Raw genomic sequence first — 23,361 nt, 5'->3', positions numbered from 1 at the left:
GGCGGTGCGGCGGTGACCACACGGTGAGGTTGCGACTTCGTAACGCTGTGAGAGCGCTCTCACGTTGGGGCGCAAGAATTGCACGAAGAATGTCCGACTTTGCGCGTGATCGGTTCGGCCCGTCGGTCGCGCGGTTCAGGGGGCGGAAAAGTGCCCGCGCACCGCCGGGTGGCCCACCGCGCCGACCACCACCACGCCCGGCACCGCGCCGAACCCGACCACCACCACGCCCGGCACCGCGCCGAGCCCGACCGCCACCCGCGCGGCACCGCGCCGAGCCCGACCGCCACCCGCGCGGTGCGGCCGGAGGGGGGCAACCGGGGCACGGGCGGTGCGTCTCCTGGACGTGAAGAACCGCATCGCCGTCGGCGCGTTCGGCGCGCTGGTCGTGCTCGCCGCGTGGCTGCTCCTGTCGCCGCGCACGGTGGACGTGGCCGTCATCGACTCCATCTCCGCCGACGGCACCGTGGTGTGGCGGGACGCCGAGCTCCGGCCGGCGGAGTCGAACAACACCGACGTGCGCGCGCTCGACGGCGCGGAGCACCGGCACACCTCGCGGCTCGCGGCAGACGCCGAGTTCTACCTGCCGCTGGGCTGCGGGTCGTCCCGCGGGGTGCAGGTCGCGCTGTTCAGCGGGGTCGGGACGGTCGAGTGCACGCGGGAGCAGTTCGCCGGGGCGGCCGTCCACGCGCCCCGGCTGACGTTCAACAGCGCCGGCGAGATCACCGAGATCGCCGGCCGCTACCACCCCTAGTTCGGGCTGATCCACTGCCCGGTCACGGAGTCGATGCGCACGACGCCGCTGACGGTGACCTTCCGCTCCTCCGCCGCCGCCCAGACCTCGTCGCTGTCCTCGGCGAGGCCGTCGCGGCCGTCGGGCACGTACTTGCCGTTCTGGTCGATGCGGCCGTGCTCGACCTCGGTCCACTCGTCCTCGCCGGTGTGCTTGGACATCGTGACCTCGCCGTCGGCGGTGATCTCGGTGGCCAGGTCGGCCTTGCCGTCGCCGTCGGCGTCGGTGAACAGCCAGGTGTCGCCCTGCTCGTCCTTGACCACGGCGGTGTCGGCGGCGCCGTCGCCGTCGGTGTCCTCGGTGGCCGGGCCGACGTTCTGGTCCGGCCCGTCCTCGACGTCCACGACGATGGACTTGCCCGCGTTGGTGTTGGTCTGCTGGGAGTGGTCGTCGGACGGCTCGACGGCGATCCACTCGCCGGAGCCCTCGTCGAACCGGGCCTGGCCGACCAGCTCGCCGTCCTTGTCGAACGTGCTCATCAGGTCCGCGTCGCCGTCGCCGTCGGTGTCGCTGAACGCGAGGTGCCCGCCGTCGTCGGTCTCGACCACGGCGGACTCGTCCACGCCGTCGTCGTTGAGGTCGTAGGTCGCCTCGGCGGTGTACTCCTCGTCCTCGACGGTGACCTTCAGCTCGCCGTCGGAAGCGCCTGTCTCGTCGACGTACACCGGATCCCACCCTCCTGCTGCCGCACAAGTACCGGTAGGACTCACGTTATGCCTGTTCGGTTCCGGGGCGGAACCCGCGTCACCCTTTGTCGGGATACGGCTACGCAGCGCCTTGACCGGTCCGGGGTTCAGGTGCGGTCGCGCAGGGCGCGGATGCGGGAGAGCAGGTCGTCCACCTTCGCCCGGCCGGCCTTGAGCTCCGCCACCCGGCGGGTCGCCACGGCGAGCGCCTTCGACCGTTCGCCGGCCTCCATGCGCAGCGCCTTGTCCACCTCGCGCAGCTCCGCCTCGATGGCGTCCACGCGCTTGCCCAGCGCGTCGTCCAGGGCCAGCGACAGCGCCTGCTCGGCCTCGATCAGCTGCTCCGCCACGAGTTGGTCCACTGTGGACCGCGCGTCGGCGATGGCGTCGGACAGCCACTGCTTGAGGTGCTGCTTGTCCGCCGAGTGCTTGCGGGTGCGGGCCATCCACCAGCCCGCGCCCAGGCCCAGCACGATCGTGACCGGCAGGACGATCGGGTTCAGCGCGGCCACGCCGAGCCCGGCCAGCGGCAGCGCGGCCAGCCGGCCCGCGCCCAGACCGCCGGTCACGCCCATGAACACCAGGAGCTTGTCCTCGGCCGTCGGCGCGCGCTTGTCCGGCGGGCGCAGCACGACCGGCGGTGTCGCGCCGCGGGCGAACTGGCCGCGGATCACGGCCAGCTCGTCGGGCGCGAACAGGTCGGCCAGGGCCGCGTCGGCGACCCGCTGCAACCGGTGCGCCAGGCCGGCGCTGATCCGCCCGGACACCACCTGCAGCGCCGCGTCCACCTGGTGCGGCAGCGCCGCCAGCTGCTCGCGCGACGCCGCGTCGATGGCCGACCGGAACCACGTCTGCACGTCGCGCATCTGCCGGCTGACCTCGTGGCTGCCCTCGACGCGCGCCCGCTGCACCTCGCCGCGCAGCTTGACCTGCCAGCTGCGGGTGGACGACCGGCGCTGCGAGTTCAGCTCGTCGCGCCGCTCGCGCAGCGCCTCGGCCTCCTCCTCGCCCGACGACAGCGCCCGCCGGTCCGCCTCCGCCCGCGCCACCAGCTCGTCCAGCACGGTCGCCAAGGCGCGCAACGAGTTCGCCTCGCCGAGCATCGCCGCCCGCCCGACCACCAGCTCCTGCAACGCCGCCTGCAGCTCGCCCACGCCGGACCGCTCGCGCAGCATCGCCGCCGCGTCCGGGTTCGGGGCCTTGGCGGCCAGCTCGAACATCCGCGACGACACCGGGTGGAACACCGCGCCCGCGAACCGGGGCGCGTGCTCGGCCAGCAGCGCCTGGTCGGCCTCCAGCACGGTCCGCCAGCCGCGGAACTGGTCGACCTTGGTCAGCGCGAACACCACGGTCTCGACGCGCTCGCCGACCGTGCGCAGGAAGTCCAGCTCGCCGCGCGTGAAGGGGGCGGACGCGTCCACCACGAACAGCAGGGCCGTCGCGGACGCCGCCGCCTCGGCCGCCAGCTCCCCGTGCACCGAGTCCAGCCCGCCGACCCCCGGGGTGTCCACAACGGACAGTCGTTCGAGCAGCGGGATCGGGGCCTCGACCTCGACGTGGCGGGGCGGCAGCATGCCCTCCGGCAGCTCGTGCGCCGCCGACACCCAGTTGACCAGCTCGGACCGCTCGAACGGCACCGGCGACATCGAGCCCGCGTAGCAGGCCCGCGCCGAGAACTCCGCCCCGTGCCGGAACACCAGGTACGCCGCCGTGGCCACCTCGGCGTCCACCGGCGACAGGCCCGGCGTCGCCAGCAACGCGTTGACCAGCGAGGACTTGCCCCGGTTGGTCTCGCCGACGACCACCACCGACGCGGGACCGCCGCGCCGGGTCTCCACGAACGACGCCGCCGACGGGTCGATCGAGCGCACCAGGGCGGTCAGCCGCTCGCGGGTCTGCCGGACGGTCTGCGGGAGCGTGGTCATCGGGCCGTGTAGACCGTGACGATCGGCGCGCGCAGCGTGCGCCCGCGGTCGACGAACCCGACCACCTCGGTCTCGGCGACCACGCCGTCCAGCGACGCGTCGTCGGTGGGCACGGTGCCGCCCGCCTCGTGCCGGGACGGGTCGAACCGCTCGCCGTCGGGCCGCACGGCGGTCACGCCGATGCCCGCGAGGCCCTCCTCGATCCGCTCGACCACGCCCGACGACCGGGCGCGGTCCAACGCGTACAGGCAGAGCTGCACCAGGGCGCGCCGCTCGGCCAGCGCCTGGTCGAGCAGCTCACCGGCGATGGTCGTCTCCACACCCGGCTCGGACGCCGTCGGCGCCGGTTGGGTTCCGTCCGTCATCGCCGCCCCCGGAGTTGTTGCCAGATCAGGAAGTACGCCCGGTGCACCACGTGCGCGACCCGGCTCTGCGCCGGTGTCGCGCCGAACGACGCGAAGGACCGCCACCAGCCGGCGCGTTCCAGCGCGTACGCGACCAGCTCCTGCGGCGGGCGTCCGCGCAGGCCCAGCTGCTCGGCCGGGTCCGGTGACGTGCCGAACCGCAGCACCTCGTCGGCCAGGTCCGCGGGCAGCGCCACCGCGCCGGACGCCACCAGCGTCAACGCCTCCAGCAGCCGCAGCTGGTGCGCCTCGGGCTTGGCCAGCAGCACCTCGATGGCGTCGTGCACGCGCTGCCGCTCGCCGGGGTCGCCGGACGCGGCGGCCAGCGCGGTCACCGACGCCAGCGCGGCGGCGGCCTTGATCCCGTCGGCGCGCGACCGGAACACCGCGTTGAGCTTGCCGCGCACCCCTTCCAGGCCGGACGCGTCGAGCAGCTTGCGGCGCAACGCGCCCGCGGTGATCGCCGGCTCCGCGTCCAGGGCGGTCAGCGCGCACCGGATGCCGTACAGGTCGAGCTTCTCCAGCAGCCGCGTGCGCACGCCCACCGGCACGTCGCACTCCCAGCTCACGAACAGGTCCGCCGAGATCAGCATGGTCTCGCGGGTCGCGTCGTCCAGCTCGGCCAGCTTGCGCAGCGCGTCGGCGTCGGCCGAGGTGAACCCGCCGGTCTCGGTCGACTCCGCGACCAGGCCGATCACCGGCAGCACGTCCGCCACCCGCGGCTTGAGCGTGTGCGCCTGGCGTTCGGCGAGCAGCACCGCCGCCTTCCACGTGTCGCCGTCCGCGCCGTCCACGGTCTCCGCGGCGATGGTGTCGGCCTTGTTCAGCACGGCGATGGCGTTCACCGGGCCGGCCTCGCGGCTCGCCGTGGCGGCGGTGAACGCGGCCAGCGCCTGCTGGTCGTCCTGCCGCACGCCCTGGGTCACCACGTAGAGGACGGCTTCCGCGCCGGCGACCGCGCTGCGCGACACCGGGTCCAGCTCGTTGCCCAGCAACGCCTCCGTGCGCGCGACCGACGCGGCGTCCAGCGAGCCCAGGCCCGGGGTGTCGATCACGGTCAGGTCCCGCAGCACCGCGTTGGTCAGGTACGCCTCGATGTGCGAGACCCGCTCGACGTCCACGCCGAGGTCGGCCGGGATGCCCCCGTTCGCGTCGAACGGCAGCACCTGCTTGCGCCCGTCGGTGAACACCACCTCGATGCGGTCGACGGTCCCGTACTGGAAGCGCGTGACCAGCCGCGTGCACTCGCCCACGTCCGTCGGCGCGACCCGGCGGCCGATCAGCGCGTTGACCAACGTCGACTTGCCCGACTTGATCCGCCCCGCGACCGCGACCTGCAACGGCGCGGACAACCTGCGCAGCACCTCGCGGAACCCGGCGGCGGTGGTCGGCGACACCTGCGGTTGCAGCCGCACGCACAGGTTCGCCACGGCCGCCGAGAGCGGGCCGGCGAGCTGCTGCGCCTGCGCTGTCACGACGGAGATCGTGCCACGCGGGGTCCGGGTCCGGTTTCCGAACGGGCCGGTCGGGGTATTGCCAACGGCGGAGAGGGAGGTCACGTCATGGAACAGGGTTATGCCGTCTTCCTGCTGCTCGGCGTGGTTCTGGTGCTGATCGACGGCCAGCTGATCTACCGCAGCGGCCGGGCCTACATGAACCGGGCGTACGGCGACCCGGAAGCGGCCCGGTCCATGACGGCGCTCGCCACGGTGCTGTTCCACCTCGTGGTGCTGGGTCTGCTGGCGCTGGTGTCGATCATCACCGTGGACACCGGCGACCCGGTCAAGGACGTCGTCGTCAAGCTCGGCGTCGTGCTCCTGCTGCTGGCGCTGGTGCACGCGGTGACGATGATGATCCTGGGCCGCATCCGCGACCGGCAGCTCCAGCAGCAGCTGGCCGACGAGATGGCCGAGGAGCACCGGCTCTACGAGCGGGAGCACAACGTGCCGTCGCAGGCGGTGCGGTTCGAGCCGGTCCCGCCGGTGGACACCACGCGGGGCCGTCCGGTCGACACGACCCGGGTGGACCCCGCTCAGATCGACCCGAGGCAGATCAAGACGACTCGCTGAGACGATCACCGGACGGTGCGCCCACGCCATCCGTCCAGAGGATTAGCTGAGGTCAGACCGTGGCGCGACGCGCTCGGTCTGACCTCTCTTTAGGCTGGTGACGTGCGGCGGCTGAGCCTGTGGATGCGTGCTCACCCGGTGTTCGGGGACTCCCTGATCGCCGGGCTGCTGTTCGTGTTCGACCTCGGCGCGATGGTGTCCTACGGCGACGTGGTGACGCCGCCCACGCTGTTCTTCGTCTCGCTGCTGCTCATCGTCCCGGTGGCCTTCCGCCGCAAGTACCCGGTCGGGTCGAGCTACACGATCCTGGGTGGCGGCGTCATCCAGCTGCTCACCCACGGCACCCTGGAGACCGGCCTCGCCGTCCGGCCGGCCGACTTCGCGCTGGCCGTCGCGCTCTACACGATGGTCGCGTTCGTCGGCCGCCGACCGGCCCTGCTCTACGCGGGGTGGCTCGCGCTGGGCACCGTCGTGTGGGCGGTGGCGCGGGTCGGCGGGGTGCCCGAGGCCGTGTTCCTGGTCTTCCTGATCGTCGTGATCTTCGGGTTCAGCTGGGCGCTCGGCGAGTTCGTCGGCGCGCGGCGCGCCTACCAGCGGGAACTGGAGCAGCGGCTGAAGCTGCTGGAGACCGAGCGGGACCAGCAGGCGCGGATCGCGGTGGGCGAGGAGCGGTCGCGGATCGCGCGCGAGCTGCACGACGTCGTGGCGCACGCGGTGTCGGTGATGGTCGTGCAGGCCGACGGGGCCGGGTACGCGATCAAGTCGCAGCCCGAGCTGGCCGAGGCCGCCGTGCGGACCATCGCCGAGACCGGCCGGCAGGCGTTGACCGAGCTGCGCCGGCTGCTCGGCGTGCTGCGGCAGGAGGACCAGTCGGGCACGCAGTGGGCGCCGCAGCCGGGCGCCGGCGACCTCGCCGACCTGGCGGAGAACCTGCGCGCGGCCGGGCTGCCGGTGCGGCTGGAGACCTCCGGCGACCTCGCCGACCTGCCCGCCGGCCTGGGGCTGGGGCTGTACCGGATCGTGCAGGAGGCGTTGACCAACACGCTCAAGCACGCCGGGACCGGCGCGTCGGCGGTGGTCCGGGTCGCCCGCGCGGGGGAGCACGTGGCGCTGGAGGTCGTGGACGACGGGTTCGGCACGCCGCACGACCTGGTCGCGGTGTCCGGCGGCAACGGGTTGATCGGCATGCGCGAGCGGGCCGGTGTGCTGGGTGGCACGTTGGAGGCGGGTCCGAACCCGGGTGGTGGCTGGCGCGTCCGGGCCGTGCTGCCGGTGGTGCCGTCATAGGGTGGAGAGCGTGATCCGAGTACTGCTTGTGGACGACCAGGAACTGATGCGGATGGGCTTCCGCATGGTGCTCGGCGCGCAGGAGGACATCGACGTGGTGGGCGAGGCCGGCGACGGCCTCGACGCCGTGCACATGGCCGCGTCGCTCAAGCCGGACGTGGTGCTGATGGACGTGCGGATGCCGGTGCTGGACGGCGTGGAGGCGACCAAGCGGATCGCCGAGGCCGGCACGGCGAAGGTCCTGGTCATGACCACGTTCGACATGGACGAGTACGCGTTGTCGGCGTTGCGCAACGGCGCCTCGGGCTTCCTGCTCAAGGACACCCCGCCCGGTGACCTGGTCTCGGCGCTGCGGGCGGTGGCCTCCGGGGACGCGGTCGTCTCGCCGTCGGTGACCAAGCGGCTGCTGAGCCGGTTCCTCGGCGAGAGCGGCGGGGAGCTGCGGGACGCGGCCGTGCTGGAGGTGCTGACCGAGCGGGAGCGCGAGGTCCTGGTGCTGATCGCCAAGGGGCTGTCCAACACCGAGATCGCGCGCAAGCTGTTCCTGTCCGAGGCGACGGTGAAGACGCACGTGGGGCGCATCCTGGCGAAGCTGGACCTGCGGGACCGGGTGCAGGCCGTGGTGCTGGCCTACGAGACCGGGCTGGTCCGGCCCGGCGACGTCTGACCGGGCCGGACGCGGGCTCACACGCGTTCGATTGACTCGGTCAGCGGTACTTGGACGCGTCCACGGTCATCGGGTCCAAGTCGGCCTTGACCACGTCCTCGTTCCAGCGGCCCCAGTCCGGCTGGGTGCCGTCGATGTCGGTGAACCCGTACTCGCGCATGAGGGTCCAGGACGCCAGCGCCTGCCCGGTGAACCGGTGCCGGTCCGGGTCGGCGGCCAGCGCGGCGATCGCGCGGCCCACGTAGTGCGGGCTCTCCGCCATGACGAAGTGCGGCGACCGCGGCACCGCGTCCCGCCAGTTCTCCTCGGTGACGCCGAAGTGCGCCAGCATCTCCTCCGACCGCAGGAACCCCGGCGTGACGGCGACCGACGTGGCGCCGTGCTTGTCGACGTCCTTGGCCAGCACGCGGCCCATCCGCCGGACCGCGACCTTCACCGAGTCGTAGGCCAGCATGCCCGAGTAGTACTCGTCGTCGTCCCCGTCGGTGACCTCGACGACCAGCCCGCCCGGCTTGCGGATCACCAGCGGCACCAACCGGTGCAGCGCCACCAGGTGCGCGCGGACGCTGTTGTGCCACATGCCGAGCTGCTGGTCGAGGTCCACCTCCCAGAACGGCTTGAACTCGACCGCCTGCTCGCCGCCCCAGACGTCGTCCACCAGGATGTCGAGCTGTCCGTCCACTTCGGACTCGATGCGGTCGCGGAACGCGTCCACGTCCTCGATGACGGTGAAGTCGCACCGCACCGGGATGCCGCGCCCGCCCGCCGCGGTCACCAGCTCCGCGGTCTCCTCGATCGTCTCGTCCCGCCCGATGGGCGACTTCGCGGCGCGCGTCGACCGCCCGCCGACGAACACCGTCGCCCCCTTCGCCCCCAGTTCCACCGCGATGGCCCGCCCCGCGCCGCGAGTGGCCCCCGTGACCGCCGCGACCTTGCCCGCCAACGACATTCATCTCCCCTTCCACGCGTCCAGCACCGCGTCCACGTCCTCCGCGAGCCGATCGGCCAGCGCGCCGCGCGGCCGGACCGACCAGTCCATCGAGACGCCGAAGACCACCACCGTGAGCACCCGCGCCGCGCGTTCCGCGTCGGGCGCGTGCGGCAGGTCCGCCGCGCGCACCAGGGCGAGCACCGTGCGCTCGGTCGCCGCGTAGTGCTCGGCCAGCAGCGCCCGCAGGTCCGGGTCGATCAGGTCCACGCCGAGCTGCGCGAGGTGGTTGCCCGCCTCGACCGGGTCGGTCATGCCCTCGAACCACGTCAGCAACGCCCGCCGCAGCCCCTCGACCGGGTCGAGCCCCTCCGCCGCCGCGCGCATCCGGCGCTCGACGTCGGCGGTGGTCTGCCTGGTCAGCGCCCGGAGCAGGCCGGCCTTCGACCCGAACCGCTGCGCGACCGTGCCGACCGACACCCCGGCCTCGCGCGCCACGTCGGCGATCGTGAAGCCCGGCCCCCTGCGGCCGATCACGGTCGCGGCGGCGGTGAGGAGCCGTTCGTCGCTGATCGACCGCGGTCGTGGCACGCGGTTATTGAACCACGATTCATTAATGGCCGTCCACTAGGGTGACGCCGGTGAGTTGGAGACCTCGCCTCATCGCCCTGGACATCGACGGCACCATCACCCGAGTCGGTCAGGAGGAGGTCGCCCCCGCGGTCCGCGCGGCCATCCACCGGGCGATCGACCACGGCGCGCACGTGGTCCTGTCCACCGGCCGCAGCCTCATCGGGACCCGGCCGGTCGTGGACGACCTGGAGCTGCGCGGCACCACCGCGATCTGCTCGAACGGCGCGGTGTGGTGGGACACGTCGTCCCGCGAGGTGGTGCGGCAGGTCGCGTTCGACGCGCGGCCGACCGTCGAGCTGCTGCGGGAGCTGTTCCCCGGCGCGGTGTTCGCGACCGAGGTGACCGGCGAGGGCAACCGGTCGCTGGGCAGGTTCCCCGAGGGCGACCTGTGGGGCGTGGTGCGCGAGGTGGACGTGGCGGAGCTGACGGCGGAGCCAACGTCCCGGCTGGTCATGCGGTGGATCGACCGCACGCCGGAGGAGGTGTCGCTGCGGCTGACGGACGTCTCGCTGGGTGACGTGGCCTGGTGGGTGGACCACGGCGAGCCGTGGCTGACCGTCGCGCCGACGGGTGTGAGCAAGGGGTCGGCGCTGGAGCTGCTGCGCGCGGAGCTGGGGGTCGCGGAGTCCGACACCTTGGCCATCGGCGACGGGCACAACGACGTGGAGATGCTGCGCTGGGCGGCGCACGGGGTGGCGATGGGCCAGGCGCCGGCGACCGTGCAGGAGGTGGCGGACGCCGTCACCGGGACCGTGCTGGAGGACGGCGCGGCGGCCGTCCTGGACCGCTGGTTCGCGGCCTGACACCGGTCGGCGCCGGGTCCGGCCTCGATCAGCCCTCGTGGTGGGCGTGGCCCGCCGCGGTCGGGGAGAGCGTGCGCGGGGTGCTGTCCTCGGTGCCCGGTTCGACGATCACGAACTGGCCCATCATGCCCTTGTCCTCGTGTTTCAGGATGTGGCAGTGGTACATGTACGGCATCGTCGCGTCGGTGTGCCGGCCGAACGCCACCGCCAGGCGCACCTTCGTCTTGCCCGGCACGTAGACGGTGTCCTTCGGGCCGCGCAGGTGGGGCGGGGGTTCCGCACCGTCGATGTCGAGGATGCGGAACGCCACCTCGTGCACGTGGAAGTTGTGGTCGTAGGTGATGTTGTCGATCTCCCACACCTCGCGCGCGCCCGCCGGGACGACCTCGTCGATGCGGGCCGGGTCCATGTTCCGGCCGTTGATGTTCGAGCCGCCCAGCTTGAACGTCCTGGTCTTCGGGCCCGGCTCGACCGGCGGGCGGGCGGCGAGGGTCGCGGGCAGGGCCGGGCTCGGGGCGAGGGTGGCGGCGGCGCGCAGTTCGAGCAGGTCGTAGTCGCCGGCCTCGATCACCGAGTCGCCGTCGAAACCCTTGAGCAGCACCGTCTCGCCGGGCCGGAAGTCGACCACGACCTCGAACCGCTCGCCCGGACTGACCTTCACCCGGTCGACGGTCACCGGTTCGGGCAGGAGACCGGCGTCGGAGGCGATCACCTGGAACTCCCGGTTGTCGGCGAACCCGATGGTGAACACGTGGGCGCCGGCCCCGTTGAGGATGCGGAACCGCGTCCGCGACGCCTTGACCTCGAAGAACGGGCTGTGCGTGCCGTTGACGAGGACCTGGTCGCCGAGCAGGCCCCACGTGCCGCCGAAGTCCTCCTTCAACTGGCCGTCGGCGTCGAAGACCTTGTCCTGCACGATCAGCGGCACGTCGTCCACGCCGTAGGTGTGCGGCAGCTCGGCGGAGTGCTCGTCGTCGACGATGAACATGCCCGCGAGACCCCGGTAGACGTGCTCGGCCGTCACGCCGTGCGGGTGCGGGTGGTACCAGGTCGTCGCGGCGGGCTGGTCCACCGTCCAGGCCGGGGTCCACGTCCCGCCGGCGGCGATCATCTGGTGCGGGCCGCCGTCCATCGCGGCGGGCAGGCGCATGCCGTGCCAGTGCAGGGTGGACGCCTCGGGCAGGAGGTTCGTGACGGCCATCGCGACGCGGTCGCCGCGCCGGGCGCGCAGGGTCGGGCCGAGGTAGCTGCCGTTGATCCCCCACGTGCGGGCGGGCTGGCCCGGCAGGAACTCGGTCTCGCCCGGCCGCAGCGCCAGCGGGTAGCGCTTCACGCCGTCGGCGCCGGGCAGCGGGTCGAGCACCGGCGGGATGCGCAGCGGGTTGGTGAACGTGATGCTGCCGGTGTTGCCCGCCGCGCCGGTGCCGCAGCCCGCCAGGGCGGCGAGGGCCATCAGCCCGAGGAAGCCGCGTCGTCTCATGCCCCGGAATGCTGCTGGTCAGCGGGCTCCGGAAGCGTCGGCCCGGGACGGTAATCCCGGGCCTGCGACCACGGCGGTACGGCGTCAGCCCAGGGCGGTAGCCCGGCGCACGGCCTCCTCGACGTGCGCGGCGCTCGCGGGCAGCAACGGCAGGCGGACCTCCGCGGTCGGGATGCGGCCCTGCGCGTGCAGGACGCCCTTGATCACGGTCGGGTTCGGCTCGGCGAACAGCGCCCGCGACAACGCGCCGAGCGGTCCGGTGAGCGCGCGGACGGCCGTCAGGTCGCCCTTCTCCCACGCCTCGATCAGCTCGACGAACCGGCTGGTCGCGACGTGCGCGGAGGCCAGGATGCCGCCGTGGCCGCCGAGCGCGAGCAGCGGCGAGAGGAACGCGTCCTCGCCGCCGAGCACCGCGAAGCCGGCGGGCGGGTCGGCGAGCAGGTCCACGGTGTCGTCGGTGACGCCGCCGGGCGCGTGCTTGACGCCGATGACGTTCGGCAGCGCGGCGAGCCGGCGCAGCGTCGCGGCCGACAGGTGCTGGCCGGTGCGGTAGGGGATGTCGTAGACGACCAGGGGCACCGGGCTCTCGGCGGCGACCTTGGTGAAGTAGGCGACCACGCCCTCCTCGCCCGGCCGCAGGAACGGCGGGACCAGGGTCAGCGCGGCGGTCGCGCCCCGGCCGGCGGCGTCGCGCAGCGCCTCGGGCGAGTTCGCGCCGATGAGCAGCTGCGCGCCGCGCTCGTGGCAGACCCGGGCGGTCAGGTTGAGCACGGCCCGCTGCTCGGCGGGGGTGAGCGCGCCGGGCTCGCCGGTGGTGCCGAGCGCGACCAGGCCGGTCGCCCCGTCGGCCAGCACCTGGTCGGCCAGGGCTTCCACCGCGTCGAGGGCCACGCGGTCCTCGCGGTCGAACGGGGTGATCAGCGGGACGAACAGGCCGGTCAGCATGGTGCCAGGATGCGGTCCGGGAACGTGAAGCACCAGTTCGCGTTCCTCAACGAAAACGTAAGCTGGACTGATGCTCGACGTCCGCCGCCTGCGTCTGCTCCGCGACCTCGCCCACCTGGGCACGATCGCGGCGGTCGCTCAAGCTCATGCCTACACACCCTCGGCAGTCTCCCAGCAATTGGCGGCGCTGCAACGCGAAGCGGGCGTGCCGCTGCTGGAGCACACCGGCCGCCGGGTCACCCTCACCCCCGCCGGGACGGAGCTGGTCCGGCACACCGAGTCGATCCTCGCGACGCTGGAGGCGGCGTCGGCGACCCTGGAGGCGGCCCGCGCGGGCGTGTCCGGCACCGTCCGGATCGGCGCGTTCCCGACCGCCGTGCGCACCCTGCTGCCGGCCGCGCTGGTGGCGCTGGCCCGCGACCACCCGGCGCTGGACCTCATGGTGAGCGAGCTGGACCCGGTCGAGATGCCCGACGCGCTGCGCGACGGCCGGCTGGACGTGGCGCTGGTGCACGACTACGACATCGCGCCGGTCGCGCCGGACCCCGGCCTGGACTCCGTGCCGCTGCTGGACGAGACGGTGTTCCTGGCGGTGCCCGCGTCGTTCGAGACCGGGGACGCGCCGGTGGCGTCGGCGCGCGAGGCGGCGTGGGTGGCGGGCACGCCGGGGACGCTGTGCCACACGGTGGCGACCCGGGTGTGCGAGGCGCACGGCTTCACCCCGCGCGTGCGGCACCACGTGGACGACTTCACGGCGGTGTTGGCGCTGGTCGCGGCCGGTCAGGGGGTGGCGCTGGTGCCCGAGCTGGGTGCCGCGCAACCGTTTGCGGGTGTGCGGCTGGTGCCGCTGGACGTGTGCCGCCGGACCGCCATCGCCTACCGCCGGGGCGGGGGCGGGCACCCGGCGATCGCCGCCTGCGTCACCGCGCTGCGCCAGACCCCGCTGGACCGCGTACAACCCGGGCGGTAGGCGTCGGCCCCCGGCGGTACGCCCGTGGTGTCGGCGCCGGGCTGACGCGGCGACCGGGGGTGGCCGAGCAGGGTTCCCGGCATGAAGCGATTCGTTGTGGCGGTGGTGGCGGCGGCCGGTGTGGCGGTGGCGCCCGTGCAGGCCGTGGCTCATGAACGGCAGGCCCATGAAGGGCAGCGGGTGGACATCGCGGTCGGGGTTGGCGGGTTCGACGCGCCGAGCACGATCAGCGCGGGCGCGGTGACGTTCTCCGTGTCGACGAGCGATCCGGCCGGGGCGTGGCTGGGCCTGGTCCGGCTCCGGGCCGGGGTCTCGCGCGAGCGGTACCTCGCCGACCTGACCCGGGCGATGGGACCCGAACCCGTCGAGGGCGGCAGGGCCGTCGCGAAGGACGCCGAGATGCTGGGCGGGGTGGCGGTGGCCCGGACCCCGGCCGCCGTGACGGTCCGGGTGTCGCCGGGCGACTACCTGCTGGTCGACTTCCGGGACGTCGGGCTGCCCGACCTCGCCGACCGCGTCCGGCCGGTGCGGGTCGTGCCCGGTCCCGGGGGTGGGCACGGGCCGGCGGACCAGGTCGTGGTGGTGCTGGACGGGCGGTTCGTCGCGCCCGCCGCGATCAGCGGGTCGGTGCGGGTGGTCAACCTGTCGCCGCACGTCAACGAGGCGATGCTGATGCCCGTCCGGCCCGGCACGACCGACGCCGACCTCGGGGCGTTCTTCCGCGGCACCGGGCCCGCGCCGTTCACCGGCGGGCCGACCGGCGTGGTGCCGCTGTCGCCCGGCCGGTCCGCGGTGCTCGACGCCGACCTCCCCGCCGGCCCGTACGCGCTGGTCACGTGGGTCACCGACACCCGGACGGGCAGGATGTTCGCGGCGGACGGGATGCGTGCGCTGGTGAGGGTGGGGGGCTGACGTGTCGCGAGTGCCACTGGCCGACGTCGCGCTGGGCGGTGGGCTCGCCGTCCTCGTGCTCGGGACGAGCCTGCTGGAGGTGGGGCCGCCGGGACCGGCCGGGTCCACCGGCTGGGGCGCGATCGGGCTGGCGGTGGCGCTCGCCGCGGCCCTGGCGGTGCGCCGCCGGGCGCCGGTGCTGACGTTGGTGGCGGCCAACGCGGTGACCGCCCTGTGGTTCGCGTTCGACTACCACGGCCGGCTGGTCACCGCGTCCGCCCTGATCGCCTGCTACACCCTCGCGGCCCACCGGGGCTGGAAGGCCGGGGTGCTCGGCGGCGTCGCCACGGCGGCGGTCACGGTCCTCACCGTCCGCTTCACCCTGGGCGGCCAGTGGTTCTCCGACCAGGTCCTCAACGCGATCCCGCTGGAGGCGGCGGCGACCGCCCTGGGCGCGGCGGTGTTCTCCCACCGCGCCTTCGCGGCCGGCGCCCGGGAGCGGGCCGAACGCATCGCGCAGGCCAGGTCCGACCAGGCCAAGGCGCAGGCCGCCGAGGAACGCCTGGTGATCGCCCGCGAGCTGCACGACGTCTTCGGGCACACGATGGCCGCGATCAGCGTGCAGGCCGGCGTGGCCGTGCACGTCATGGAACGCCGGCCGGAGCAGGTCGTGGCGGCGTTGAACGCGATCAAGCGGATCAGCGACGACGGCCTGGCCGAGGTGCGCGTGCTGCTGGGCGTGATGCGTTCCGACGAAACCCGCACGCTGACCGCGTCCGGCGGCTTGAAGCACCTGGACAAGCTGCTGGACGTGCCGGGCGTCTCGGTGGAGCTGACGACGGACGACCCGAGGCCCCTGCCGCTGGCCGTGGACCTGGCCGCGTTCCGGATCATCCAGGAGTCCCTGACCAACGTCCGCCGCCACGCCCGCGCCACGCGGGTCCGGCTGGAGTTGACCTATCGTGCGTCCGAGCTGGAAGTGGTGGTCCGGGACAACGGGACCGGCGCGGGCACCGGCACCGGCCACGGCATCGAGGGCATGACCGCGCGGGCCCACGCCCTCGGTGGCGCCCTCACCGCCGGCCCGGTCGAGGGCGGTTTCGAGGTCCGCTGCGTGCTGCCGGTGGAGGGGGACGCGTGATCAGGGTGCTCATCGCCGACGACCAGGCGCTGGTGCGGGGCGGCTTCCGGGTGCTGGTGGACAGCGAACCGGACATGACGGTGGTCGGCGAGGCGGCGGACGGCGGCACGGCGGCGGCGCTGGCCGCGCAGCTGAAGCCCGACGTGGTGCTCATGGACATCCAGATGCCCGGCGTGGACGGCCTGGAGGGCATCCGGCGCATCGCCGCGGACCCGGCGTCCAGCGGGGTGCGGGTCCTGGTCCTCACCACGTTCGACGAGGACGACTACGTGGTGGCGGGTCTCACGGCGGGAGCCAGCGGGTTCCTGCTGAAGAACACCGACCCGGCCCAGCTGCTGCACGGCATCCGGGTGGTGGCGGGCGGCGAGGAACTCCTGTCGCCCGGCCTGACCAAACGCCTGCTGTCCCGCGGCGCGCCGCGGTCCGCGGTCGACCACGACGCGTTCGCCCAGCTCACGGCCCGCGAGCGCGAGGTCGTCGCCCTGGCCGCGCAGGGGTTGAGCAACGAGGAGATCACCCGGGAGCTGGTGATCAGCCCGGCCACCACCAAGACCCACATCAGCCGGGCCCTGGCCAAGCTGGGCGCCCGCGACCGCGCCCAACTGGTGGCCCTGGCCTACCAGCACGGCCTGGTGAAGCCCTAGCCCCGAGGACCACCCGGGTGCCGACTCAGGGAAGCACTCAGGGTGATCACGGATTACTACAACCGAGGTAGCGGCCACGATAAGACTGAAGTCGCACCCACGAGTCAACTACAGACCGATGTGGTCGACCCCCCGGACCGGGCAGAGTTCTCGCCGAGACCGGGGGATGTGCCGTCCAGGGGAGAAACCATGATCGAGGCGATCGGCCTCACCAAGCGCTACGGGAACACGGTGGCGGTGGACAACCTGTCGTTCACCGTCGCGCCGGGTCGCGTCACCGGGTTCCTCGGGCCCAACGGCGCGGGCAAGTCCACCACCATGCGGATGATCCTCGGCCTCGACCGGCCGACGTCGGGCAAGGTGCTCATCGACGGCAAGCCCTACACGCAGCTCGACCGTCCACTGCGGACCGTCGGCGCGCTGCTGGACGCCAAGTGGGTGCACCCCAACCGGTCCGCCCGCGCGCACCTGGAGTGGCTCGCCAAGTCCAACGGCCTGCCCTCGCGGCGGGTGGACGAGGTGCTGGACCTGGTCGGCCTGACCAAGGTGGCCAAGCGGCGCGCCGGCGGGTTCTCGCTGGGCATGTCGCAGCGGCTGGGCATCGCGGGCGCGCTGCTGGGCGACCCGAAGGTGCTGCTGTTCGACGAACCGGTCAACGGCCTGGACCCGGAGGGCATCCTCTGGATCCGCCAGTTCATGCAGGGCCTGGCCGCCGAGGGCCGCACCGTGCTGGTGTCGAGCCACCTGCTGTCGGAGATGGCGCTCACCGCGTCCGACCTGGTCGTGATCGGCCGGGGCAAGCTGATCTCGCAGTCGACCACCACGGAGTTCGTGGAGCGCTCGACGGAGAACACGGTGCGGGTGCGCAGCCCGCACGCCGACAAGCTCGGCGCGATGCTGCTGGACAAGGGGTTCACCGTCCGCGAGGGCGAGGACGGCGCGCTCACCGTGTCGGGTGCGACCAGTGACCAGGTGGGTGACATCGCGGCGTCCGCCGGCGTGGTGCTGCACGAGCTGAGCCCGCAGCGGGGTTCGCTGGAAGAGGCGTTCATGCAGCTCACCGGTGATTCTGTCGAGTACCACGCGGCCGAGACGGGGAAGTGACGACCGAGATGACTCTGCTCGCTGTCGAACGGATCAAGCTGTTCACCACCCGCTCGCCGTGGTGGTGCATGCTCCTGGCCCTGGGGCTGTCGATCGGCTTCACCGCGATCATCGCGGCGAACTCGACCGAGGGCGCGATGCCGGTGGTCGCCTCGGCGTTCATGTACCAGTTCGGCCTGATGGTGATCATGGTGATGGCCGCGCTGGCGATCACCACCGAGTACCGGTTCGGGACGATCAAGGCGACGTTCCAGGCGGTGCCCGACCGGGTCTCGCCGCTGGTGGCCAAGGGCGTCGTGGTGGCGTTGCTGTCCGCCGCGGTCGGCCTGCTGGTCGGGTTCGGCTCCTGGGGGCTGAGCTGGCTGATCGTGTCCGACCACTCGCAGCTCGCGCTGGAGAGCGCGAACGACTGGCGGCACGTCCTGGGCATCTCGCTGGTCTTCGCGGCCGGCTCGCTGCTCGCGCTGGGCGTGGGCACGCTGGTCCGCCAGACCGCCGGCGCGGTGTCGATCATCCTGGTGTTCGCGCTGCTGGTGGAGAACCTGGTCACGCTGATCCCCAAGATCGGCGACGACATCCAGAAGTGGCTGCCGTTCACCGTGGCCAACAAGTTCGTGCTGGGCGAGTCGGACGGCAGCGGCATCCCGGAGAACGCGGGGCCGCCGGTGCCGGGCGAGCTGTCGCCGTGGGGGTCGCTGGCCTACTTCGCGGCCATCGCGCTGGCGTTCTTCATCGTGTCCCTCGTGGTCGCGAAGCGCCGGGACGCCTAGTCGTGGTACCCCGTCCGGGCGGAATCGGGGCCGGCCGGGCGGGAACGGGGGAAGGGGGAGGTCCGGGTCGCCTTTCGGGGAGGTGGCCCGGACCTCCGTCGTTTAGGTTCGCCTCACGGATCGGACAGGAGCTGTCATGATCGAAGCGACCGGACTCACCAAGCACTACGGGCGCACCGTCGCGGTGGACGACCTGTCGTTCACCGTCGGGGCCGGCCGGGTCACCGGGTTCCTCGGCCCCAACGGCGCGGGCAAGTCCACGACCATGCGGATGATCCTCGGGCTCGACCGCCCGACCCGCGGCAAGGTCCTCATCGACGGCAGGACCTACCACGAGCTGCACCGCCCGCTGGGCACCGTCGGCGCCCTGCTCGACGCGAAGTGGGTGCACCCCAACAGGTCCGCGCGGGCGCACCTGCTGTGGCTCGCGAAGTCCAACGGCATCCCCGCGCGGCGCGTGGACGAGGTGCTCGAACTCGTCGGCCTGACCCAGGTGGCCAAGCGCCGCGCCGGCGGGTTCTCGCTGGGCATGTCGCAGCGGCTGGGCATCGCGGGCGCGCTGCTGGGCGACCCCAAGGTGCTGCTGTTCGACGAACCGGTCAACGGCCTGGACCCCGAGGGCATCCAGTGGATCCGGCAGTTCATGCACCGGCTGGCCGACCAGGGGCGGACCGTGTTCGTGTCCAGCCACCTGCTGTCGGAGATGGCGCAGACCGCCCAGGACCTGATCGTCATCGGGCGCGGCCGGCTGATCGCCCAGACCAGCACCGAGCAGTTCATCAAGGACGCCACCGAGGACGCCGTGCGCGTCCGCTCGCCGCACCTGGACCGGTTGCGCGAGCTGCTGCCCCGCGAGGCGCGGGTCACCGACGGGGACGGCTCGCTGGTCGTCCACGGCCTGGAGTCGGCGCGCATCGGCGAGCTGGCCGCGCTCAACGGCATCACGCTGCACGAGCTGAGCCCCCAGCGCGGTTCGCTGGAGGAGGCGTTCATCCAGCTGACCAAGGAATCCGTCGAGTACCAGGCACAGGAGTAGCGGCCGAATTCACCGACCGGTTCACCACTGCGTGCGTTTCCAGAATTCTTCCGGGGGCGGTGGAATTTCCCGGTGGACCGGCGGCGGCGGGTCCGGCCGGCGCGTCCGGGACAACAGCGCACCGGCGACGGCGACGCCGACGAGAACGGCCAGCAAGCCGCCGAGGACGATCCCGGCGCGGGCCCCGTCGCCCCAGGCGGGCCCGTTGACGGCGCGTTCGGCGCGCGGCTCGGACGACGTCGGCACGGGCTCGGCGGTGGTGCGCGGCGGCGGGGACAGCGGGTTGCGCTGCACGTCGGCGACGTCGGCGGTGATCGCCGCGACCGGGTCGACCTGGCCGAAGCCGGTGGTGTCGTCGCGGCCCGGCACGCCGGCGTCGGTCGCGGTCGTGATCAGGCGGTTCACCACGCTGGCGGCGTTCATGTCCGGGTAGGTGGCGCGGACCAGGGCCGCCGCGCCGGACACCAGGGCGGTCGCGGCGGACGTGCCGTCCATCTCGGCGTACCCGGTGTCCACGACGGACCTCGGCACCGCGGACACGATCCCCTTCGCGGGCGCGGCCAGCACCGTCTCCGGGCCGGTGTTGGACGAGCCCCACGGCACCAGGTCGCGCTCGGTGCCGGCGACGGCCAGCACGCCGCGGATGTTGGCGGGCGCGCCGATGCGCTCGACGCCGTCGTTGCCGGTGCCCGCGACCACCACGACGTCGTGGTCGAACGCGTGGTTCACGGCCCGCAGCAGGTCGGGGGTGAGGGTGGCCTCGGAGGTCAGGGACAGGTTGACCACGTCCGCGCCCTGGTCGACGGCCCAGGTGATGCCCTCGGCGACCGCCGTGGTGGTGAACTTCGCGCCGTCCGAGCCCACCGACACCGGCAGGATCGTGGCCTCCGGCGCGACGCCCTGCGCGCCGCCGTCGACGCCGCGGCCGGCGATCAGGGCGGCCATCGCGGTGCCGTGGCCGTCGGTGTCCTCGGTGCCGCCGGTGCCGGTCGCGGAGCCGAACCCGGCGCCCGGCAGCACGGCGCCGCCGGCCAGGTCGGGGGCGGTGACGTCCACGCCCGAGTCCACGACGGCCACGACGACGCCCCGGCCGCGGGAGTACTCGTGCGCCTTCGGCACGGCCAGCGCGTCCAAGTGCCACTGTTGGTCGCGGATCGTCTGCGCGTGCGCCGGCGGCGGGGCGCACAGCCCGATCAGGAGCGCGACGAGCAACGCCCGGCGGAGCATCCCCGGAATTCCCCCTGTGGTCGAGATCACAACGCTATTCCATGTCTCGGATGTTTCAACGGAGTTCCACCCGGCAATCGGAGTAAGGGGTTCGTTAAGAGCCCGTGAACTCCGGCACAGCACCATGACAAGAACGCGTGGACCCGGTCAGATGGAAAGCAGGGAATCGCGAGGCGGCGATCGTCCGCACGCGAATTCCGATACCCCCCGTCAAGGAACCCTCCGGAGGTGAACCCGTGACGGTGCTTGATCCAGACCTGAACGCCGACTCGTCGGCTACCGGGTCGACGAACCTGCCACGGCAACGCGACCACGCCCTTCGCGTCGAACCGATGATGGCACTGGAATGGTCGCACGCGGTCGAACCCGCGGGCGGTGTCGGGATCGCCACGACGCCGGCGCAGACCCGCCGGGCGTGGCTGCACCGGGCCGACGAGCAGCAGGTGCTGGCGTTGTTCCGGGCCGTGGGCGCGGACGCCCCGGCCCCGTGGTGGCTGCGGGCGCTGGCCCGCGGCAAGCTGCCCTCGCGGGCGGCGGGCTTCGCGGTCGAGGACGAGGTGACCGACCTGCTCGCCGACCGGCCGGGCTGGGTCTTCGTGCCGTGGGCCGCCGACGGCGAGGTCGGCTACTGGGAGTTCGTGCCCTCCGAGAGCGGCGTCTACGGGCCCGCCGAACCGACGACCGTGCAGTTCACCGACCGGCACCCCGGCTGGGTGGACCTCCTGCCGGCGCACCGGGGACCCGGGACGCGGCAGCCGATCGCGTTCACGCCGGCCGCGCTGCGTGAGCAGATCGAGGACCTGGAGAACATCGCGTAACCGGTCGCTGCTTAGGCTGTGCGCCTGTGACGTCCAGCCAGCGCCCGCCGCACCACCGTTCCGTCGTCAGCTACGTGCAACGCGGGGAGCGGATGACCGTCGGGCAGCAGCGCGCGTGGGACCGCCACTGGGAGCGCTTGGGCCGCGAGGTCAAGGCGCTCCCGGCCGGTCCCGTCGACTTCGCCGCGTGGTTCGAGCGCGACGCCCCCGTGCTGCTGGAGATCGGTTCCGGCATGGGCGAGACGACGGCGCAGCTCGTCGCGGCGGCCCCGGACCTCAACTACGTCGCCGTCGAGGTCTACAAGCCGGGCCTCGCGCAGTTGCTGATGCGCGCCGAGGCGCTGGGCGCGACCAACCTGCGGGTGCTGCGCGGCGACGCCGTGGACCTGCTCACCGACCACGTCGAGCCCGGCACGCTGAGCGGCGTGCGGATCTTCTTCCCCGACCCGTGGCCCAAGAAGAAGCACCACAAGCGCCGGCTGGTGCAGCCGGAGTTCGTGCGCCTGGTCGCCACGCGGCTCGAACCGGGCGGCACGCTGCACCTCGCGACGGACTGGGAGAACTACGCCGAGCAGATGCTGGAGGTCTGCTCCGCCGAGCCGCTGCTGCGCAACCGGTACGACGGGTGGGCGCCGCGGCCGGAGTGGCGGCCGGTGACGAAGTTCGAGCAGCGGGCGGTCGAGGAGGACCGGGTCAGCCACGACCTGGTGTTCGACCGGATCGAGACCACCTGACCGTGTCATAAAGCCACGTCATCGAGTGGTCGAGACGGCGACGGTCGGTCGTTTCGTCACCCCATCGGGTGGGCTGTGTTGATCACCCGGTGTGCCCCGTCTGGCAGTGACGGGTGACGTCGTTCCGCAACTACGGTTGCCGCCCGTGACCGTCGTAGACAACGAACCGATAACGCTCGACATCGACGCGGCGGAGGGCTTCCTCCGCATGTTCCACATCGCCCACCCCGAGGCCGGACCCGTCGGACCCCGCCTGGCGGAGGTCCGCGACGAGATCGCCGAGACCGGCACCTACCGCCACACCACCGCCGAGCTGTCCTACGGCACGCGCATCGCGCTGCGGGACAGCGGCTGGTGCACCAGCGGCGTCCCGTGGCGGCGGCTCAAGGTCCGCGACCTGCGCGGCTACCGCAACGCCGCCGCCGTCGCCGGCGAGTGCGTGGAGCACCTGCGGCTGGCCACCAACGGCGGCGAGGTCCGCCCGCTGGTCACCGTGTTCGCCCCGGACACCCCCACCGCGCCCGGCCCGTGCATCTGGAACGAGCAGCTCGTCCGGTACGCGGGTTACGCCGACGGCACCGGCGACCGGCGCTACGCCGCGTTCACCGAAGCCGTGCGGGGCATGGGGTGGCGGCCACCGGAGCGACCCGGCCGGTTCGACGTGCTGCCGCTGGTCGTGGAGACCGCGCACGAGGGGCCGAAGCTGTTCACCATCCCGCCGGACGTGGTGCACGAGGTGTGCCTGGAGCACCCCGAGCTGCCGTGGTTCGGCTCGCTGGGCCTGCGCTGGCACGCCGTCCCGCTGATCACCAACATGAAGCTGTGCATCGGCGGCGTCACCTACCCCGCCGCCCCGTTCAACACCTGGTTCGTCGGCTCCGAGGTCGGCACCCGCAGCCTCGCCGACGAGGGCGGCTACGGCGCCGCGCGGCCCGTCGCCGAAGCCCTGGGCCTGGACACCTCCGCCGAGCGCACCCTGTGGCGCGACCGCGCCGTGGTCGAGCTGAACCGGGCCGTCCTGCACTCGTTCGACCTCGCCGAGGTCACCATCACCGACCACCACGCCGAGTCGCTGCACCGCCTGTCGTGGCTGCGCTCCCGGCAGCGGGCGTCGACCAACCGCCCCGCGTTCCGCCTGGAGGCCTCCGCCGCCCGCCGGGCCCGCACCGGCGGCCCCGCGCGCTTCTCCAACGCGGCCCTGGAAACCACCCGACCGCATTCCCCCGGGCGCCTCGCCGAACTGCTGCGCCGCCGCGCCGAGGGGTGACGGCTCACCGCTGCGAATCCACCAGCACTCCGGCGATCGCCATCAGGACCAGCACCAACAGCCCCAGCACCGCACCGGCCCACGTCGCCACTACCGCGAACATGTCGTTCCTCCGTTCCCCGACCTGCCCATCCAGAGT

The 23,361-nt window shown here is 73.0% G+C and carries 25 protein-coding genes; 15 read left to right on the top strand and 10 right to left on the bottom strand.

From position 1 onward, the window contains the following. Positions 1 to 135: 135 nt before the first annotated feature. Positions 136 to 258 (bottom strand): hypothetical protein, encoded by a 123-nt coding sequence (locus ABD126_RS12275; RefSeq protein WP_343933892.1) that lies wholly within the window; start codon positions 256 to 258, stop codon positions 136 to 138. 73 nt (positions 259 to 331) lie between these two features. Here ABD126_RS12275 and ABD126_RS12270 point away from each other — a divergent pair, with 73 nt between their 5' ends. After that, a complete protein-coding gene (locus tag ABD126_RS12270) occupies positions 332 to 754 on the top strand; it encodes a hypothetical protein (RefSeq protein ID WP_343933891.1) in 423 nt (140 codons plus the stop codon). Here ABD126_RS12270 and ABD126_RS12265 read toward each other — a convergent pair. The 4 genes from ABD126_RS12265 to ABD126_RS12250 all read right to left on the bottom strand — a co-directional run bounded on the left by ABD126_RS12265 (position 751) and on the right by ABD126_RS12250 (position 5,283). Further along, positions 751 to 1,458: a hypothetical protein gene (locus ABD126_RS12265; protein WP_343933890.1), complete on the bottom strand. Its 708-nt coding sequence runs from the start codon at positions 1,456 to 1,458 to the stop codon at positions 751 to 753. The genes ABD126_RS12270 and ABD126_RS12265 overlap by 4 nt on opposite strands. A gap of 128 nt (positions 1,459 to 1,586) precedes the next feature. Continuing rightward, complete coding sequence (locus ABD126_RS12260) at positions 1,587 to 3,404, bottom strand: dynamin family protein (protein WP_343933889.1); 1,818 nt, start codon at positions 3,402 to 3,404, stop codon at positions 1,587 to 1,589. Beyond that, positions 3,401 to 3,769, bottom strand: a complete 369-nt coding sequence (locus ABD126_RS12255; protein WP_343933888.1) for a nucleotide exchange factor GrpE — start codon at positions 3,767 to 3,769, stop codon at positions 3,401 to 3,403. The genes ABD126_RS12260 and ABD126_RS12255 overlap by 4 nt, the downstream gene beginning before the upstream one ends. Next, positions 3,766 to 5,283 (bottom strand): dynamin family protein, encoded by a 1,518-nt coding sequence (locus tag ABD126_RS12250; RefSeq protein WP_343933887.1) that lies wholly within the window; start codon positions 5,281 to 5,283, stop codon positions 3,766 to 3,768. The genes ABD126_RS12255 and ABD126_RS12250 overlap by 4 nt, the downstream gene beginning before the upstream one ends. Before the next feature lie 87 nt (positions 5,284 to 5,370). Between ABD126_RS12250 and ABD126_RS12245 the strand changes: the two genes are divergently transcribed. The 3 genes from ABD126_RS12245 (at position 5,371) to ABD126_RS12235 (ending at position 7,831) form a co-directional block, all read left to right on the top strand. Then, positions 5,371 to 5,877 (top strand): hypothetical protein, encoded by a 507-nt coding sequence (locus tag ABD126_RS12245; RefSeq protein ID WP_343933886.1) that lies wholly within the window; start codon positions 5,371 to 5,373, stop codon positions 5,875 to 5,877. 102 nt (positions 5,878 to 5,979) lie between these two features. Then, the gene (locus tag ABD126_RS12240; protein ID WP_425542792.1) at positions 5,980 to 7,164 is read left to right on the top strand and encodes a sensor histidine kinase; all 1,185 of its coding nucleotides are present in this window, start codon (positions 5,980 to 5,982) and stop codon (positions 7,162 to 7,164) included. A gap of 10 nt (positions 7,165 to 7,174) precedes the next feature. Beyond that, complete coding sequence (locus ABD126_RS12235; RefSeq protein WP_343933885.1) at positions 7,175 to 7,831, top strand: response regulator; 657 nt, start codon at positions 7,175 to 7,177, stop codon at positions 7,829 to 7,831. A gap of 40 nt (positions 7,832 to 7,871) precedes the next feature. Here ABD126_RS12235 and ABD126_RS12230 read toward each other — a convergent pair whose 3' ends face one another. Next, positions 7,872 to 8,780: an SDR family oxidoreductase gene (locus ABD126_RS12230; RefSeq protein WP_343933884.1), complete on the bottom strand. Its 909-nt coding sequence runs from the start codon at positions 8,778 to 8,780 to the stop codon at positions 7,872 to 7,874. Then, the gene (locus ABD126_RS12225) at positions 8,781 to 9,350 is read right to left on the bottom strand and encodes a TetR/AcrR family transcriptional regulator (protein ID WP_343933883.1); all 570 of its coding nucleotides are present in this window, start codon (positions 9,348 to 9,350) and stop codon (positions 8,781 to 8,783) included. It lies immediately after the preceding gene. Positions 9,351 to 9,400: 50 nt separating this feature from the next. On the opposite strand from ABD126_RS12225, the gene ABD126_RS12220 reads away from it, so the two are divergent. Further along, the gene (locus ABD126_RS12220) at positions 9,401 to 10,195 is read left to right on the top strand and encodes an HAD family hydrolase (protein WP_343933882.1); all 795 of its coding nucleotides are present in this window, start codon (positions 9,401 to 9,403) and stop codon (positions 10,193 to 10,195) included. A 28-nt stretch (positions 10,196 to 10,223) separates the two neighbouring features. Here ABD126_RS12220 and ABD126_RS12215 read toward each other — a convergent pair whose 3' ends face one another. Further along, on the bottom strand, positions 10,224 to 11,675 hold the full coding sequence (locus ABD126_RS12215; protein ID WP_343933881.1) for a multicopper oxidase family protein: 1,452 nt from the start codon (positions 11,673 to 11,675) through the stop codon (positions 10,224 to 10,226). A gap of 84 nt (positions 11,676 to 11,759) precedes the next feature. Beyond that, on the bottom strand, positions 11,760 to 12,620 hold the full coding sequence (locus ABD126_RS12210) for a dihydrodipicolinate synthase family protein (protein ID WP_343933880.1): 861 nt from the start codon (positions 12,618 to 12,620) through the stop codon (positions 11,760 to 11,762). A 70-nt stretch (positions 12,621 to 12,690) separates the two neighbouring features. On the opposite strand from ABD126_RS12210, the gene ABD126_RS12205 reads away from it, so the two are divergent. The 7 genes from ABD126_RS12205 to ABD126_RS12175 all read left to right on the top strand — a co-directional run bounded on the left by ABD126_RS12205 (position 12,691) and on the right by ABD126_RS12175 (position 19,176). Next, on the top strand, positions 12,691 to 13,590 hold the full coding sequence (locus tag ABD126_RS12205; RefSeq protein ID WP_343933879.1) for a LysR family transcriptional regulator: 900 nt from the start codon (positions 12,691 to 12,693) through the stop codon (positions 13,588 to 13,590). Between the two features lie 81 nt (positions 13,591 to 13,671). Further along, complete coding sequence (locus ABD126_RS12200; RefSeq protein ID WP_343933878.1) at positions 13,672 to 14,502, top strand: hypothetical protein; 831 nt, start codon at positions 13,672 to 13,674, stop codon at positions 14,500 to 14,502. A 1-nt stretch (position 14,503) separates the two neighbouring features. Then, a complete protein-coding gene (locus ABD126_RS12195) occupies positions 14,504 to 15,622 on the top strand; it encodes a sensor histidine kinase (RefSeq protein WP_343933877.1) in 1,119 nt (372 codons plus the stop codon). Beyond that, complete coding sequence (locus ABD126_RS12190; protein WP_343933876.1) at positions 15,619 to 16,266, top strand: response regulator; 648 nt, start codon at positions 15,619 to 15,621, stop codon at positions 16,264 to 16,266. The genes ABD126_RS12195 and ABD126_RS12190 overlap by 4 nt, the downstream gene beginning before the upstream one ends. Before the next feature lie 189 nt (positions 16,267 to 16,455). Continuing rightward, positions 16,456 to 17,370: an ABC transporter ATP-binding protein gene (locus ABD126_RS12185; protein ID WP_343933875.1), complete on the top strand. Its 915-nt coding sequence runs from the start codon at positions 16,456 to 16,458 to the stop codon at positions 17,368 to 17,370. A gap of 8 nt (positions 17,371 to 17,378) precedes the next feature. Further along, positions 17,379 to 18,140: a hypothetical protein gene (locus ABD126_RS12180; RefSeq protein ID WP_343933874.1), complete on the top strand. Its 762-nt coding sequence runs from the start codon at positions 17,379 to 17,381 to the stop codon at positions 18,138 to 18,140. A 136-nt stretch (positions 18,141 to 18,276) separates the two neighbouring features. After that, positions 18,277 to 19,176: an ABC transporter ATP-binding protein gene (locus ABD126_RS12175; protein WP_343933873.1), complete on the top strand. Its 900-nt coding sequence runs from the start codon at positions 18,277 to 18,279 to the stop codon at positions 19,174 to 19,176. Between the two features lie 21 nt (positions 19,177 to 19,197). Here the strand turns inward: ABD126_RS12175 and ABD126_RS12170 are convergent, their stop codons facing one another. Continuing rightward, on the bottom strand, positions 19,198 to 20,433 hold the full coding sequence (locus ABD126_RS12170) for a S8 family serine peptidase (RefSeq protein ID WP_343933872.1): 1,236 nt from the start codon (positions 20,431 to 20,433) through the stop codon (positions 19,198 to 19,200). Between the two features lie 206 nt (positions 20,434 to 20,639). On the opposite strand from ABD126_RS12170, the gene ABD126_RS12165 reads away from it, so the two are divergent. The 3 genes from ABD126_RS12165 (at position 20,640) to ABD126_RS12155 (ending at position 23,222) form a co-directional block, all read left to right on the top strand. Then, the gene (locus ABD126_RS12165) at positions 20,640 to 21,221 is read left to right on the top strand and encodes a hypothetical protein (RefSeq protein ID WP_425542791.1); all 582 of its coding nucleotides are present in this window, start codon (positions 20,640 to 20,642) and stop codon (positions 21,219 to 21,221) included. 92 nt (positions 21,222 to 21,313) lie between these two features. Beyond that, entirely contained in the window at positions 21,314 to 21,955 is a 642-nt protein-coding gene (gene trmB, locus ABD126_RS12160) for a tRNA (guanosine(46)-N7)-methyltransferase TrmB (RefSeq protein WP_343934215.1), read from the top strand. Positions 21,956 to 22,100: 145 nt separating this feature from the next. Then, a complete protein-coding gene (locus ABD126_RS12155) occupies positions 22,101 to 23,222 on the top strand; it encodes a nitric oxide synthase oxygenase (RefSeq protein WP_343933870.1) in 1,122 nt (373 codons plus the stop codon). The last annotated feature ends 139 nt before the right edge of the window (positions 23,223 to 23,361 follow it).

The organism is Saccharothrix mutabilis subsp. mutabilis (assembly GCF_039521145.1).
Lineage (GTDB): Bacteria > Actinomycetota > Actinomycetes > Mycobacteriales > Pseudonocardiaceae > Actinosynnema > Actinosynnema mutabilis.
The sequence above is the reverse complement of the archived record's forward strand: the minus strand, read 5'-3'. Positions and strand labels throughout refer to the sequence as shown.